This window comes from Lentilitoribacter sp. JB5-8, assembly GCF_055693385.1.
This window is the reverse complement of record NZ_CM146332.1, coordinates 3490883-3505742: the sequence shown is the minus strand read 5'-3', so window position 1 is coordinate 3505742 and position 14860 is coordinate 3490883. Positions and strand designations below refer to the sequence as shown.

At 43.4% G+C, this 14860-nt stretch carries 11 protein-coding genes; 4 read left to right on the top strand and 7 right to left on the bottom strand.

Annotation, left to right across the window (positions count from 1 at the left end):
* Positions 1 to 212: 212 nt before the first annotated feature.
* From ACZ1GZ_RS16990 to ACZ1GZ_RS16975, 4 genes are all read left to right on the top strand, one after another.
* Positions 213 to 1433, top strand: coding sequence for a LeuA family protein (locus ACZ1GZ_RS16990; RefSeq protein WP_472666053.1), 1221 nt, complete (start codon positions 213 to 215; stop codon positions 1431 to 1433).
* A gap of 28 nt (positions 1434 to 1461) precedes the next feature.
* Positions 1462 to 2259 carry a glutathione S-transferase family protein gene (locus ACZ1GZ_RS16985; protein ID WP_472666052.1) on the top strand — a complete coding sequence of 266 codons (798 nt, stop codon included), beginning with the start codon at positions 1462 to 1464 and terminating at the stop codon, positions 2257 to 2259.
* A 242-nt stretch (positions 2260 to 2501) separates the two neighbouring features.
* Positions 2502 to 3038, top strand: coding sequence for a ricin-type beta-trefoil lectin domain protein (locus ACZ1GZ_RS16980; RefSeq protein ID WP_472666051.1), 537 nt, complete (start codon positions 2502 to 2504; stop codon positions 3036 to 3038).
* Between the two features lie 140 nt (positions 3039 to 3178).
* A complete protein-coding gene (locus tag ACZ1GZ_RS16975; RefSeq protein WP_472666050.1) occupies positions 3179 to 3730 on the top strand; it encodes an NUDIX hydrolase in 552 nt (183 codons plus the stop codon).
* A gap of 55 nt (positions 3731 to 3785) precedes the next feature.
* Here the strand turns inward: ACZ1GZ_RS16975 and ACZ1GZ_RS16970 are convergent, their stop codons facing one another.
* The 7 genes from ACZ1GZ_RS16970 to ACZ1GZ_RS16940 form a co-directional block, all read right to left on the bottom strand.
* The gene (locus ACZ1GZ_RS16970; protein WP_472666049.1) at positions 3786 to 5657 is read right to left on the bottom strand and encodes a DUF4114 domain-containing protein; all 1872 of its coding nucleotides are present in this window, start codon (positions 5655 to 5657) and stop codon (positions 3786 to 3788) included.
* 40 nt (positions 5658 to 5697) lie between these two features.
* Entirely contained in the window at positions 5698 to 7107 is a 1410-nt protein-coding gene (locus tag ACZ1GZ_RS16965; protein ID WP_472666048.1) for a nucleotide sugar dehydrogenase, read from the bottom strand.
* A 218-nt stretch (positions 7108 to 7325) separates the two neighbouring features.
* A complete protein-coding gene (locus ACZ1GZ_RS16960; protein ID WP_472666047.1) occupies positions 7326 to 8831 on the bottom strand; it encodes an MBOAT family O-acyltransferase in 1506 nt (501 codons plus the stop codon).
* A 4-nt stretch (positions 8832 to 8835) separates the two neighbouring features.
* Entirely contained in the window at positions 8836 to 10020 is a 1185-nt protein-coding gene (locus ACZ1GZ_RS16955) for a tetratricopeptide repeat protein (protein WP_472666046.1), read from the bottom strand.
* Positions 10017 to 11354, bottom strand: coding sequence for a hypothetical protein (locus ACZ1GZ_RS16950; RefSeq protein WP_472666045.1), 1338 nt, complete (start codon positions 11352 to 11354; stop codon positions 10017 to 10019). The genes ACZ1GZ_RS16955 and ACZ1GZ_RS16950 overlap by 4 nt, the downstream gene beginning before the upstream one ends.
* 143 nt (positions 11355 to 11497) lie before the next feature.
* Positions 11498 to 13084 carry a glycosyltransferase gene (locus tag ACZ1GZ_RS16945; RefSeq protein ID WP_472666044.1) on the bottom strand — a complete coding sequence of 529 codons (1587 nt, stop codon included), beginning with the start codon at positions 13082 to 13084 and terminating at the stop codon, positions 11498 to 11500.
* Positions 13068 to 14678, bottom strand: a complete 1611-nt coding sequence (locus tag ACZ1GZ_RS16940; protein WP_472666043.1) for a PilZ domain-containing protein — start codon at positions 14676 to 14678, stop codon at positions 13068 to 13070. The genes ACZ1GZ_RS16945 and ACZ1GZ_RS16940 overlap by 17 nt, the downstream gene beginning before the upstream one ends.
* Between the last annotated feature and the right edge of the window lie 182 nt (positions 14679 to 14860).

Sequence of the window (14860 nt, the reverse complement as noted above, 5' to 3'; positions counted from 1 at the left end):
CGTTCAAATTCACATTTATACAGCAAAAACAATAAGATATTTGCTATTTAATGATACAAGTCTTAACTTTTTATCTCGCTAATTGCCGCAAATTGATTATTTTAAAGATTTAAAAATATTGATATTTTTGGTTGAAATCCTAAAATATATGTGAAAAATAGCTTCTAGAATTTAATTTGAGAGTCCACGCTAACAATAAATTGGAGATAAAAGTGCGCGAAGATCATTTTGAAGACGGCAAATATTGGGTAAGTCCGTATAACTTCGTGCCAGAGGTTAGAAAGTCCCTAGACCTTCCGGAAAAAGTAGAGATTCACGACGCAACGCTTCGCGACGGTGAACAGACACCTGGTGTTGTGTTCTCGGTCGATGATAAAATCGCAATTGCGCGGAAACTGGACGAGGTTGGGGTTGAGCGTATTGAGGCTGGTATGCCCGCGGTTTCACCTCAGGATGAGGAGGCCATCAAACAAATTTCTAAACTCGGCTTGAAGTCCAAGATTTACACATTTGCGCGAGCAATGAAATCCGATATCGACAAAGCTCTGGAGTGCGGTGCGGATGGTGTTATCATTGAAGTGCCAATTGGTTATCCGAAATTGGTCACACAGTTTGGCTGGACATGGAAAGATGTATTGGCCAAAAGTGCGCCGATCATTCGTTATGCGAAGGAAAATGGTCTGCACGCCGTATTCTTTCCCTATGATACGACACGAGCACGCGCGGATGATCTAGAAAATCTTTGTAAAGGTATTATGGCTGAATCGCCGCCGGACTCTATTGGCATTGTCGATACAATGGGTTGTGCAACACCTGAAGCGATCAAGTATATGGTTCGTTGGGTGAAGGAAATGACGTCACTGCCGATTGAAATCCATACACATAATGATTTCGGTATGGGCGTTGCAACTGAACTTGCAGCTGTGACCGCTGGCGCAGAATGTGTTCATTCTTGCGGAAATGGTTTGGGCGAGCGAACTGGTAATGCAGCGCTGGAAGAATTGATGCTCGGTCTTGATCTTCTTTATGGTTATGACACGGGTTACCGTATGGATAAATTGCCGGAACTGGGTGATTTGTTATCGAAACTTTCCAACATCCCAATTCAACGCAATAAACCTATTTTGGGTTCTGGTAATTTCACGCGTGAATCGGGCATTGGTATTAATTTTGTGATGCATGACCCGTTGGTTATGTTTGGTACCCATCCTGCACTTACCGGCCGTGTAGGCGAAGTTGTTCTGGGTAAGAAAAGTGGCAAGGCTTCAATTCTTTACAAACTTGAAGAGTTAAATCTCGGTGCTGCTAATGATGAACAAGTTGCTGAAATGTTGGCTGAAGTGAAAAAAGCCGGTATCCAAAAACGTGATATCCTTGATGATGCAGAATTTACTGCAATTGTTGAAGGTGTCCGTTCAAGCTCTGCAGCTTAATCTTAACTGATATTGGAATGGTCACATGGTGAAAAACAGTGACATTCCAATACTGTATCATTCGAAAACCTCTGTTTGCTCACAAAAGGTTCGGCTTGTATTAGCCGAACTGAATGTTGAGTGGCAGGGGGTTTTTCTTGATCTAAAAAAGGGTGAACAATTTCTGCCGCAATATTTGTCGCTGAATCCAAAAGCGTCCGTTCCCGCTTTTGTCGATGGTGATAGATGTTTGACTGAATCTAACGATATTATGTTGTATTTAGTTCAGAATAAGAATGTCAGCAAGCACCTTAATATTGACCAAAAAAAACTCAATGACGTGTCATGGTGGCTTGATCAATCTGTACGTTTCCATCAAGCAGTCCATGTATTGACGACTTTGTCATTAAATCGAGAGAAGCTTTTGGCTATGTCGCCAGAAGAGCTAACCGAGAAGTTTAATCGCGTGCCAGATAAGGCGCGTGCTCAGCGTTTATATGATGTCGTTCAAAATGGCCTTGAAGGGATTGCTGCAAGTTCGGCTGTCATTTACCTTCAGAACATATTCCAAAGACTAGAAACGCAACTGCAAAACTCGGAATTTTTGTGTTCAGATAATGTCACCTTGGCTGATCTGGCCATTTTACCGTTTGTGATGAGAATTGAGTTTTTGCATTTAAAACCTGATTGGTCTGAAAAAAGGTTCAGTGCATTGGAAAATTGGCTGGACAGGCTTAAACAACGCTCATCATTTGAAGATGCTATAATGGCTTTCCACAGTGAACAAGCGATAGAAAAGTATAAAACTTCGGGCCTGAGCATTAGGCAAGAACTTGAAAACTTGTGAGAATAGACACCCGGTTGGTCGCATTTTTAACGTTGTTAAACAAAATTCTTTAGCTGTGAAAATAAACTTCGAGTTCTATGTAAAACGCTTTTTTGGCGCATGCTTCACATTAACTTCACAATTTTGTTTCAAATGCACCAACCTAATTGGTCGCAACGTAAAATGTATTTTGTCCTAGTCATGCGTTGAACCGAGAAACTAGTTGTAAGCTATTAGCAATCAATTTTGAAAGGAATTTTGATATGCGAAAATATATAATGGTCGTGCTTTCACTATTTGCATTTATGAATGTGTCTTCTGCGCAAGCAGAGAAAGTTGAAATTTATCTAGCGGATATCCTTGATAACGTACAAAATGGGTATTGCCTTGATATTGCTCGGGCCCAGGGTGACAAAGCAAACCCAGATGATGGTCTTCAGGGACACACATGCTACAGCCCATCAGGTGAGCTTGGTGTAGATCAGGCCTTTGATTCTGCAAAATTCGCTGATGGTGTTTTATATATGCCAGAATTTGATGTTTGTGCATCTGTTGCTTCAAATGATGCCGGAACATCCATTGATCTTGCTGCTTGTGATGGAAGCGATGCGCAGTCGTTTGCCTTTACAGGTGAGGGTGTTATCTCTCCGGCCTCAGCTGAGGGGATGTGTTTTACACTTGCGGAAGCCACGCGTACTGGTCGCAGCGATGCAAACCAAATTAAGGTTCTTAGCCTTGAGGCTTGCAGCGATGCGCTGGCAGCTTATCAAACATGGACAGTGCGTAGTTCAGCAAACTAATTTTGTTTGATAAAATTATGTCGCCCGGGCCCTTTATTTTATAGGGCTCGGGCTTTTTCTATTCGGTGCATGCATAAAATGTGCTTGTAACGCCTTTAATTTAGCGATTAAAATTACGGCAAGCGAAAGGCGGTGCGAACTTGCAAAAAAATTGGAAAACTATCTCTGAAGATACAGTCTTTGCTGCTGAACCTTATCTAAAAGTTGTTCGCCAAAAAGTTCAAATCGATGAGACATTAGTCATTGATGATTTTTATCAAATTCATCTTCGCCCATTTGTGATTACGGTGCCATTTATGGAGAATGGCAATGTTTTGATGATGCGGCAGTATAAACATGGTGTGGGGAAAACATCATTGACATTTCCGGGAGGTTTCGCAGACAAAGGTGAAGCTGCTGAGCACGCATGTGATCGGGAATTGCTGGAAGAGACCGGGGTCAAAGCGACACATACTCATCGGTTAGGTGAGTTCACAGACAATGGAAATCAAAGGGGCTGTGTCGGAACATATTTCGTTCAGACGGGCTGCCGTCAAGTTCAAGAACCAGATTCTGGTGATTTAGAAGAGATGGAATTATTAGAACTGAGTATGGAAGACGTTGATGCTGCTCTGTTTTCAGGTGAAATTGCAATTACACATCATGCAGCGGCATGGTCGATGGCAAGACTGCACCTTATCACCACTCAGTAGATATTTAGTTTTAAGATAAATGGTCCGGCCACAATGCAGCCGAACCAATATTTGATTAGATAAAGATCATCATATCGCTTTGCAACGAATCTAACTGACAGTCTTTGATGTTAAGACATTCATCAGCGCCGTAATCAATGGAAACATTACTTCCATCTTGGCTTGCAAGATCCATAAGCTCATCAAAACCTGTGATTTCGAAACCTGAGAACGTGAGGGTGTCATCAAGCGCAAAATCATAGATCCAGTCGGTGCCCAAACTGTCGCTTGAGTTTGTGAAAATGAAGTTATCTGATCCGCCACCGCCGATCATTTTATCATTTCCGCTACCACCTTCGATATCATCATTGCCGGAACCTGCATTGATGTAGTCATTGCCTTCATCACCCTGGATGGTGTCATTGCCAGATCCGCCATAAAGACGGTCATTATGTTCACCGCCGCTTAAGGTATCTGCTCCGCCACCGCCAACAAGACGGTCTTGGCCTGAACCACCGTTCAGCTCATCATCACCTGAGTGACCATTTAGCGTATCGGCACCAGAATCGCCATTCATGACATCATTGCCACTATTGCCATTCAGAGTGTCGTCACCAGAACCACCTGATAATGTGTCATCACCAGATCCTGCAGATAACGTATCATTACCTGACCCGCCATCCATTGTGTCGACGCCTGAGCCACCGATGAGGATATCAGAGCCATTACCACCGCTAAGGGCGTCATCACCTGACCCGCCGTTTAGGCGGTCATTGTTATCTCCACCAAACAGCTCATCATTTCCGGAATGGCCGTTGAGTTCGTCTTCGCCGGCATTTCCGTGGAGTTGATCGTCGCCTGAGTTCCCGTTCAGCTCATCATTGCCATTACCACCAAAGAGTTGGTCATTGCCTGAATTGCCGTTAAGTAGGTCGTTTCCGTCATTGCCATAAAGAATGTCTTCGCCGGAGTTTCCATTTAACTCATCATTGCCGTTACCACCGGAAAGCATATCGTCACCGCTGATGCCATAAAGCGTGTCATCGCCATCACCGCCATAGATGATGTCGTCATCTGGTAAAACGCCACCGTTTCCAGATGATTGAGGCAACATGCCAACCACATTTTGTTGGCCAAGTTCGACAGAGATAACGGTGTCATCAAAGTCTTTGTCACCGCCGCCATAAAGGTCCTCAAAGCCGATCAATACTTCGCCGCTAACTGTATTGGCACGTCCAACAACATGACCAAACTCATCTGGGTTTGGTTTATAATCGTTTTCAGCTGTACCAATAGAGTGGAACAAAGAATAGCCGTACTGGCTGCGAATGGCTGTTTCTGCGCCATTGGGATCAAGGTAGAATAATTCTACACTGCGATCTGATGTTGAGCCAATTTCACCATTTGAATTTCGTAGTTCAAAGTGGCCAGTTTCCGCTGACAGTGCTTCACGGTTTAAATAACCTTTACCGTAGCCATTCGATACAACGAAAAAGCCCAATTGAGCACCTTCAGAGACATCAAACTGAACATTGGATTGACCTGGGATCAAATCCCCGCCACTGCCTACCTTGGATGCGTTGGGAAACAGAATTTGAACGTTAGAGAACGACCCATCTGCATTAATTTCGTAGACACCCAATGCATTACGAAAACCCGCACCTTCATCGAGGAAGGTGACTGTGGCTTGCGTGGATTGTGAAATTTTGAAATCGCTCATGTCGACGTATTTTGGTTTTCCGTTACCATACATCGTGTCATTGCCACCCTGTCCGTAGAGGGTGTCGTTTCCGGTTCCACCGAAAACTTCGTCATTTCCACTTAAGGCCTGGATTATATCATCTCCGCCGGCGCCGGACAGGACTTCAGATCGTCCTGTCCCACGCATATTATCAGCTAAATTTGTACCAAGCACCGGGGAAATATTCATACCATCATATAAAGTCATATTATATTCCTAGTTAGTTTTGTTATTATTTTTCAGAGGGTTACCAGCCAATTCCTTGATATGACTGGTGGTTTGGGAGTTCATCGAAAAGACGCACAAGATCGATGACCTCTTTGTTATTTAAGCGTGCGCCTACCTGCATTTGGAAACTTGCGTTCTTCTGCGTGACAACAACAACATCGCAATCATCTAGGAGTTCGCCTGTGTTTGCTGCCATCAATTCAGGAAGCTCATCGATGACTTGCTCAAGGTGCGGACATACATTGCGCACATAATTGAATTGACCTTTAATTGAGGTGTCTTTGCCGATCGCAGGATCGTGCACACCAATGTCAAAACCTTCATCAAGCAGGGATGCGATGACTTCAAGAATTGGACTTTCTCTGATGTCGTCGGTGCCGGCTTTAAATGCCAAACCGAGGAAACCAATTTTCTTTTTGCCAGTCTTTTTGATCAAATCCACTGCTGATTGAATCTGTTGTTTATTGGTCTCTGCCAGTGAGTTAACAAGCGGCAGATCTACGCCAAGTTCTTCACCCAAATGCACAACGGCGCGCACTTCTTTTGGTAAGCATGAGCCACCATATGCGAAGCCTGGTTTTAGGTAGTAAGGAGATAGATTTAGTTTTGTGTCCTGAACAAAGATGTTCATCACTTCATGACTGTCGATATCAAGCGGCTTACAGATGCGGCCAACTTCATTGGCAAAACAAACCTTTGTTGCGTGCCAAATATTGTCGACATATTTGACCATTTCAGCAGCTTCAATTGTTGTGATAATGACGTTGTCATCAACAGGGTAGTAGACTTCTGTCAATGCCAATGCAGCACGCTCATCGTTGGCGCCGATCACTGTTTTTGGCGGGGCATCAAAGTCTGCGATTGCAGTGCCTTCGCGCAGGAATTCCGGGTTAAAGCAGATACCGAAGCCTTCACCCATTTTTAGTCCGGATGCTTTTTCGATTTCTGGCACCATGACATCAAGAGTGGTTCCTGGTGGCACTGAACAGCGCATTACGACGAGGTGATATTTATCTTTTTGCTTAAGACCTTCACCAATCATTTGCGCTGCAGAGATGATGTAAGACGCGTCACAGCCGCCATCGCTTTTGGTGGGGGTGCCTACCGATACGAAGGTTATATCAGTCTCGCGCACAGCGGCTGTGACATCTGTAGTTGCTGTAATCAGTTCGTCTTCGACACCGTCTTGCAGCAAGTTCTGGAGGTTCTCTTCGTGAATTGGAGAAATGCCTTGGGCAATTTGGTTCACTTTAATTTCGTCAAGATCGGCACCAATTACTTCATGGCCCAATTTTGCAAGACAGGCTGTGGAGACAGCTCCGACATAGCCAAGTCCAATGATTGAAATTGCTGGTTTTGGTTTTACAACTTTGAACAACTCGATGATATTTTGTTGTTCGGCAACGAGATTATTGATGTGAAAATTCATGTTCTTTACCTTCGTTAGTATGATCTTGTAGGTATCTATTCAAGAACCATGCCAACTATTTTTATCTAATAAAAACAATAGCTTAATTGTTTTTAGTTGTGACATAAGTCACGGGATATTCGCAGTTTGGGAAGATGAATTTCGCAATTTGCAATTTGCATGTTTAAGCGCAAAAAAAGCGGGCTGGGGAGCCCGCTAGATGCTGAGTTGATCTCAGTTTAGAAATTAAAGTAAATAAATTCGGTCAAACCGTTTAATCTATAAATTTGTATAACGGTGACAAAGAAAATCACGCTTGTGAATGTTGCCCATTGTGGTGACATGGACCAGCGTAGTGACTTGAACTTACCGCTAATTTTTTTCACATCGCCAGCAGCTGATATAATTGGGCGATGGCTGCGTGTTATTTGAATGCTGTTTGGCAGGAAAACAATAATAATAAACATTGCCGCAAACATCATAAGTGTTTGATCCATGCCTTCAGCAAACAATGTGCCAGAAATCATCGATATATCTGAGCTAAAGCCAGCCATCGATGTGAGCACCAAAAGAGCACCGGGTAAAGTTTCTGCTCTGAAGAAAACCCAAGCGATGATGACTGCCAACATTGTTAGAGACCAGGCACACATAGTATAGATATGTTTGCCTAAAATACCTTTTGTCACAGAGCTTATTGAAGAGTGCGTCCAGACATGATTTGCGATCAAATAGCCGCCATGCAAGCCACCCCAAATAACAAAGTTCCATCCAGCGCCATGCCATAGACCACCTAATAACATCGTGATCATTAAGTTACCTTTGCTACCAAGAATTCCGGAACGATTTCCACCTAATGGGATGTAAAGATAATCGCGCAAGAAACGAGATAGGGTCATGTGCCATCTGCGCCAAAAATCAACAATGCTGAGCGCTTTATAGGGCGAGTTGAAATTCATAGGCAGACGAATGCCGAACATTAGTGCAAGGCCCAATGCCATGTCACAATAACCAGAAAAATCAAAATAAATCTGGAATGTATATGCAATCGAACCTGTCCAGGCTGCGACCATTGTTAAGTCTTGTCCAGAATCTGCTGCTGTAAAGACGACATTTGCTAGTGGTGCTACGCTATCCGCCAAAACGATTTTTTTAAACAAACCGATGGAAAACAGGGTTGCGCCCAACAATAGGTTTGTAACAACTTTGTTGGAAAAGTTACTCAATTTGAATTGTGGGATAGTGTCCTTTTGCATCACAATCGGTCCAGCGATAAGCTGCGGGAAAAATGTGACGAACAAGACATATCTTTTAAAGTCGCAATTCACCAATTTACCAGTCAATGAATCATGCAAAAATGAAATCTGTTGGAACGTGTAAAATGAGATTGCAAGCGGTAAAATCAGATTTAAATGTGGTATTGATAAACCTGCAACCGAGTTGACGTTTTCGATCAGAAAATCAGCATATTTAAACAATCCTAACGTTGCCAAGTTTGCAGCTGTTCCCAGCGCAAATATCATCTTGGATGGGTTTTTAACGAGTGCTTTGTGAACAAGATAGTTAAACCCAACTGATCCAAGTAACAGCAATAAATAATAGGGGTTCCACCAAGCATAAAAGGCTAGCGAAGCGGTAATCAGCCAGAGGATTATTCCTGTTTCGAGCTTAAGCGCCCGCAAGATGAGATAAACAAGCAGAACCGGTGGTAAGAAAAGATAGATAAATTCCAGTGAACTAAAAACCATTATGCTACTCCTTTACCGCTACTTTTAATTCAGACACTTCGTCGATCTCAGCAAGAATTTCTGATGAACCTTCGTGTTTGAGTTTGACCCCGCGCAATGCAAAGTCTCGTGCTTTGGAAATGTCTCTTTTGACCAAATTTCCTTTAAGATAAATTCTGGCAAGCTCTTCCATTGAGCCTGCATGTCCTGCTGCTGCGCCTTGTTCAAACCAAGTTATTGATCCCTGGGTAGGTAAACCAAATTGATTTTTAAGATGAAGCCGACCAAGGGCCGTCATCGACCCAGAATAGCCAAGTATTGCACTTTTCTTTAGCAACGAAACGATTGTCTTTGCGTCGTTAAATTCCTTTTGATCCAGCTTTAAGAGTGCAAGATCATGCATGGCCGCTGCATCACCGAATTCAGATCCACGCGATAGCCAATCGGCCGCAATTTTCAAATCCTGTTTTAATAGGTTCCCTGTTAGGTAAAGCCGACCAATCGAGCGCGCTGCACGGGCGTTGCCATTGCTCGCTGATTGTTCCAGCATTGGCAAAAACTCTACAAGGATTGCTTCTGCTTCTCGAATATTACCTGGCATTGTTTGGGTGCCTTGATGGATAAGTTTAATTAGTTCAAGTGCACCTGCTGCTGACCCACGTTCGGCGGCAATACGGTAATGTTGTGCTGATTTTTCGAAGTTAATTTCAACACCGAGACCGCGAAGGTAGGCTTTTGCTAATTCTAGATGACCTTTACGAAAACCCCATTCCGCAGATTTACGAAACCAGACAAACGCAACTTTCTGGCAATCTTCTGTCGGAAACATGCGGTAGATCGTGCCCAACTCAAAAGCAGCTTCGGCGCGCGATGCTCCTTGGTTTTTTGTCGCCGCGATTAAAAGATCATGCGCCTTTAGTATGTCAGCTTCCGTATTTAAGTTCTGCAGCAGAATGCGTGCTTTGTCATATTCCAAAATGTTATCTGTTTGATTTGAGAGAGCAACGCGTGTGCCATTTAATGAAAATGCATTTTGCCTTTCCACATTAAGTTGGCTGCTTTTTAGTTCTGTTGCCGGGTCTAAACCTTCGGCCAACTTGTCGCTGGCAAGCATTTGATGAGCGGACATCATCAAAGAGAAAATTGCGATAATAACTGCGGTGACAACAACCCCTAAAAATATAAGTTCTATGCGTGTTTTCAGTGTCATAACACCCTCCATACTCTACAATTGTTGACGTCCGTTAATGCGACGTCGTCAATGATTTTCGTAGGTTTATTCGTGCCCTCAGACGCTGTACATTGAATTTCGTTTGCGCGTTTGATCGCAAGTTTTCGTGCTGTTGGATCCACTTCTATAAAGCCAGTGATTTCGCCAACTATCTTTCTCGCAACGGATGAATTGAAATGATATGCGTCTGAAAAATTGCTGATCTCTTTTGTGAGTCCGTTGGAATAATCGAAATCAACAACATTGCCGAGCCTTGCCAATCGCATGCGAAATTCATGACTGGACTTTTCCATTCCATATATGGAAATGGTCCGCTGCATGTCTTCAATGGTCGGTGGTATAACGAAAACTAAGTTTTTGTTGTTTTGTTCTGCCCATGTTGAAATCTCAACAAGATATGACCAGTATCGCGATGAAAATTCAAAGCCTACCCAATCCGATTTGGCATTGCGAGTAACTTGGTTTGCCATCTTTTTTGGAAGCGGATCAAGTTTGTTGCTTGTTGCATAAAGATGTGAAACGTCTGACCAATTTCCGATTGTGAATGAGGTTTTGATTGGTGCGTTCGCATCTACTCGAAATGCATTATGCTTATCAAGGATTTGATACCGCTCCGATACAGTCAGCAGGTTCAGTTCAGACTTCAAATCGCAGTCAAAACAGTCCACGTCGACTTGCGGGTCAGTTGGGTCAAACTCTGACATGTTTTTAAATTCATCGGCTTTGGCCGATATAGAAAATTTCTTTGCAAACGCATCAAAGTTCTCAAAGGTTTGCTTTTCTTCAACTGACATCATTTTCCATGCGGTTTTGAAAATGCTCCAGTTTTTGAGATATTCAATGCGGTTGTTGACAATATATTCAGCCTCGGGGACGCGGTTCATATCTCCTTTGTGATCTTCATCAAAACTGCGAAGTTGAATGCCAACGACGAGGTTTTTAACCGCAGGGTCATTTTTGATGGTTTGGAAAGTTGAATAGATCTCGGGGATTGTTCCACCGCCATAGGCAAGATTGAGCGCTTTATCGACACCCAATTCATGCCAATACTTATCACGCAGCGAGCGTGCGCGACTATCGCCAAGAATAATTGTATCGAACTGACCTTTTTGGTATTTTGCTAATTTCCATAATGGATAATGCGCTTTTTCGGCAATGTCCTGGATTTTTGTTGATCGATCGGTTGCACGGAACATCTCGTATGGATCAACACCAAAGACAAGACCAGCAGGGATCGCACCAGCAGTAAATGCAGTACATAAAGCGATTGTGTAAGACAACGCATTAATTTTAGGCGGTTTGGATACCGGCATAGTTACACTCCTGTTTGTTGTTGAAAGTGTTGCAAGTTACGTGCCATTAAAATTATTCAATAAAATCAATGTTTTGAGTATTTCATATGCGCTTGGATTTGCGAAATGCTAGCTGCATTTTGCAATTTGCGATTCTTCTTTTGTCAGAACAGCATGCTCATGATTTGCTGTTTTGATGGGATCGCAACGAGATTTGAATAGTGAATGGTGGCTAAAAACAGCAGTACGACAGCAATTGTTGTGCACCATGTGGCCATCCAGTTTCTTGCTGTTTCGACCAAGCTTGCACCGTCCATGCCTGCGGTTTGGTTGCCTCGATTAGACCAACGCTGTTTGGATAATCGGAAGATACAATAAACTTTCACCGAAGCATTGATGAGCTGGTTGAGATACAAGATCCATGAATAGTTTAACTCGACCTTGCGCGAATAGGTGCACAATATCAGCGATAAGAACAAACGGCTTAACGCAATAAAAATGACATAGGATATTAGGTAATCGAGGCCGACTAAAACAGCTGCCGAAACCGCAAGTGCCGGGCTTACCAGCATTGTCCACATGGACAGCCTTTGGTCAACCAAACACCACCAGATGAAAAATGGCATTGCGCGGGGTCCCAAGGCGATTGCCCGCGATCCGTTGCGAAGCATGTTGCCTGACCAACGGCGGAAGTTCTGAACCATGCGATCCATGCCCGAACCTTCGATTACCTCAATTGTGTAGCCCATGGCATCGGGCACATAAAGCATATGGGCGCCACTTTTCAGCATGTAATACCATGTGCTTTTATCGTCGCCTGATAAAAATCTGAAGTTTCCCCATAACCAGTGGTTAAGGTGATCTGCTTCAAGAAGGCGGATAAACTCAAGCTGTTTTAAATTCTTTGCTCGGAACACAGACATTCGCCCCGTCAGCGTAAGAACTCGATTGGATAATGCGTGTGACTGCATAGCCAAGCGTCGCTGGGAAAACCGCATTTTCAGCCAGGTTTCAATCCATCTTGGACCGATGCAAATGACTTCCTCGTCTGTGGTGCATGCTTGTAGGTCTGGATACATTTTAAACAATGGCATACAGCGACTGATTGCACCTTTTGACAATACGAAATCGCCATCCATAAATACGACCAAATCATCATCGCGAACGGGTAGGCGACACATTGCGCGCAAAACAAGACCGATGGCTGCTCTTTTGCCCGAAACATTTTGCCGGATGATGCGCAACGTAACGTCAATATTTGCGGCTTCGCGCTTTAAAAAATCCTGAATGATATCTTCATCAAAACGGTCTGAAGATCCAAGCCAAATTGTTCCAGGTACTCCGGAATCATCGATTTCTTTGATGATAGATCGAACCACCATTTCGGTAATTTCGCGATGTTCTTTATAGGTTGTCATCATGAAGTGCATATGGCGTGGACGCCAACCACTATCCCAGATTTTTTGACCTTTCTTACGCAGTTTTGGATAAACAATGCGACCATAAATCAGTGCTCTGACTGCATGGGTGAACCACCAACCATAACGCCATATGCCCAATGCGCCCAAAGTGAAGGTGATGGTTTTTGTCTTTTCATCAAATAGGGAATTTGGAAAAGTTAGAACCAAGATGAGGCAGATAGCCAGATAAATTGAGATTTTAAGCAGCACCAGAGGTGTCCACTTTTTAAGCCCCTTTGGCCAATTTGTCGGTTCATCTAATTGGCTGGCGATATCATACTGAATTGTCATTGGAAAATACCTCCGCAACATCAGCTACAACATCACCTATTGTGCTATAAATCTGGTTGGTTGAACGCTTTGAAAATACCACGACAGCTGGTAGTCCTGCTGCGATTTTTTGATCCTCAGATGGGGTGAGCTCTAAAAATACCAATGCGGATTTGGCATCGTTTTCCCGCCATACGAAATTTGAGTATTCGGCATTTATATGACCAACTTTTCGGTCAATTTTGACAACTTTCGCGGAAATACTTTCCCCGGTTGAAGGTAAGAATACGCTGGCTGTATCACGCAAACCAATAGACAATACTTCAGATTGGGACATGAACGCCTGGACCAAAGGCTGTTCTTTTTTCTCTAGTGAAACTAAGAGCTGGTTTTGCGATAATGAGGGCAAATCAAGATCAGCGACCTTCATAATACGGCTCTTAAACGGAGCTCTGATAATTAGCTCTTTCTGCTTGTTTTTGAGCTTTTTAATTTGATTGTGCACTATGGCCATTGCGGAGTTGGCTGCATCTATTTCTAATGTCAGAAGATCTAAATCAGCGACAAAACCCACCTCAGTTAATTGACGGCGGTCAGACATGGAATTCACTACAGCTGACTTTTCAAATGCAAGTTCAGCTTCTTTAAGGCGTAACTCCATTTCTGATTGACGTACTTTTGCATCTGCGAGTTTGGCTTGATGCGATGGGTCGTTGCTCGTGCGCGAGTTAAGACGATCGATGTCTTGATCAGCAGCTTTGAGCGCGATTTTTGCGGCTTGCAATCTTACCTGTGCAATCTTGTGATCTGTTTGATTGGCCACTTGATAAAAACCAAGACGCTGCGCTTCAATGTCATATCGTTTAACCGCTAAATCATATTCACGTTCTCTTTCGCTATATTCAACCAATTTTGCTTCAAGTTGTGCTTCAAGTTTCGCGCTTTTGATCGTGGCAATCTCATCACCTTTATTGACGATATCGCCAACATTCATTCTGATGGGGGTTACTTTGCCATCAACCGGCATATTGATGGTTTTTAACTGCGAGGTGACAACTGCGGTTTCGATTTCTAGCTGCATTGTGGTTGAGTAAATCAAAATCGCCAAATAGGTGAAAACAGAAATGCCAAGACAAATGTAAAAAGCCGACATTGCAATTGTTTTGATCGGCCAGCGCTTTACGGGTACTTCGGTGGCAGGGTTTACATCAGGTTTTGTTGAAATTGGCGTAACTGGGATATCAATTCGACAAATTGTATCTTCTATGGTTGCCATTTGACCGCGCACAAGATCATTTATGAAATGCTCCATCAAGTCATGCGCGCGCTCGGAGAGCTCTACGAACTCAATACCGAGCATTTTCTTTTTCTTTTTTGAACGGGTAACTTTGCCCTCAACCTCAAATGAAATGTCGAAGCCTTGAAACGGGAGTTCAAGCACCAAAGCAATCACATCATCGACACTCGGCAACTTACTTGAAAGACCATCAAGACGTAACCCACCCAAACTCCAGTTTGTGGCTGTTAAGACTTCTCCGCTTGGTAATGTCACCTTAAGCGGTGCCGTTACGCGATGATGTCTTCTTTGACAGGGTCTTTCTCTGACGATTTTCATAGGTTTTACTCCTTCACCCTATAGTCAGCAATTTCCATGCCAACTTAAATTGCGGGAAAAGGGGGTGTTTTTTGCCAATTGAAGCGAATGTTGCCGCGAATTGCGAATCTCAAATTGCAATTCGCAAATATTGATCAGGGTTTTGTTGGGGCTAAATGATCGGTGCCAAATTCCAGAAAATA